2 protein-coding genes and 1 pseudogene are annotated in these 1,299 nt (G+C 55.0%); 1 reads left to right on the plus strand and 2 read right to left on the minus strand.

Features of this window, described 5'->3' with window-relative positions:
- A pseudogene (locus Q4P78_RS08885) lies at positions 1-206 on the plus strand (hydrolase); the annotation flags it as partial.
- A gap of 160 nt (positions 207-366) precedes the next feature.
- Here Q4P78_RS08885 and Q4P78_RS08890 read toward each other — a convergent pair.
- Entirely contained in the window at positions 367-537 is a 171-nt protein-coding gene (locus tag Q4P78_RS08890) for a hypothetical protein (RefSeq protein WP_303340013.1), read from the minus strand.
- 66 nt (positions 538-603) lie between these two features.
- A partial coding sequence (locus tag Q4P78_RS08895; RefSeq protein WP_303340014.1) for a hypothetical protein occupies positions 604-1,299 on the minus strand: 696 nt, incomplete at its 5' end.

Genomic DNA, 1,299 nt, shown 5'->3' on the forward strand with positions numbered 1-1,299 from the left:
CCACCGGGGGTATCAACTTTTGGGGCAGCAGCTTCGTAGCCGGCCCCCAGGGCGAACTCTTTGTGCAGGCTCCCAAAGACCGTGCACAAAACATTGTCATCGACATCGACCTGCAGCGTAGCGAAAACGTGCGCCGGTGGTGGCCCTTCTTGCGTGACCGCCGCATCGAGGCGTTCGATCCCCTCACCCGCCGCTTTATTGATTAAGGGCTACCCCACCCTATTCCCCACTATACGCACTTAGGGCTCCACCCGGCGAAAGCCAGGTGAAGCCCTAAGTCTTTTTTGGTTGCTTACCTCCTCGGCCTGCGCACCATTGGGTAGAGACGCAGGTCAAGGGGTAAGTGGTGTTCCGTAGGTGAGTGGATTACTCCTCCTCATCACCGCTCCAGCTGTCGGAGCTCCAGCCACGCTCGTTGGAGAAGATGACATCGGTCGTCTGATCCTTGTCTACTACGAAGGTAGAGTTCTCAAGGAAGTTAGAACCGCTGATAAACTCGAAGCGGGTGGCTGTGGGAGCCTGATATACTTTCTTCATAATAATCTGTACAGATATATGTTTCTGTGGATAATGTGATTAATCGCGCGGCAAGTACCGTGGGGTTTACTTCACGATGAACTTGCGACCGCCCTGGATGTATACGCCACCCTTCACAGCCTTCACTACGCGACGGCCGGAGAGGTCGTAAACAGGAGCCTGTACGCCTTCACCCGTAAGGGTAGCCTGACCGATGCCGGTAGCCTCACCACCGAAGTGGAGCGCTACAGCCTGTGCAGCATCCGCAGCGTTGAGGAATGCCTTATTGGCGGGGATAGAAGCGAGACCTTCACCCGGCGTGTAGAAGCCTACGACCTCAGCAGCCTTACCGAAGACGAGATTGTTAGCGCGGTTATCAGCGGTCAAAGCTACATCCGTCAACGTACCGCTCAGTGCACTCGTTACCTTATTATCTTCAGCAGCAGCCGTTGCGATGGTTACCGTAGCCTTTTCAGCACCCTTAGCACCTACGAGTACCAAACCCGTTTGGGCCGGAGCAGCAGAAACCTCAGTCATATTCAAGGCCGTCTTGTCCTCATTGAGCGTACCTACATAAGCCTTTGCGCCGTCTACCTTGCTTATGCCGAAGGGCAGATAAGCGGTAGCATAGCTGGCCTCGCCGGCAGTGGCCAAAGTAATGTCAGCCGTAGTGGCGGGTACGATGTACCAATTTGAGGCAGTTGCACTTGCTCTCCAACCTACAATCGCATTAGCACCGTCATTATGCAGATAGCCCCACTGTCCGCTCGATGCGCTCTTGAA

Origin of the sequence: Rothia sp. (in: high G+C Gram-positive bacteria) (assembly GCF_030540545.1) — a bacterium.
GTDB lineage: Bacteria > Actinomycetota > Actinomycetes > Actinomycetales > Micrococcaceae > Rothia.

Excerpts from the sequence above, each read along its gene's own strand:
- Q4P78_RS08890 (WP_303340013.1), bottom strand. The coding sequence starts at position 537 with ATGAAGAAAGTATATCAGGCTCCCACAGCCACCCGCTTCGAGTTTATC.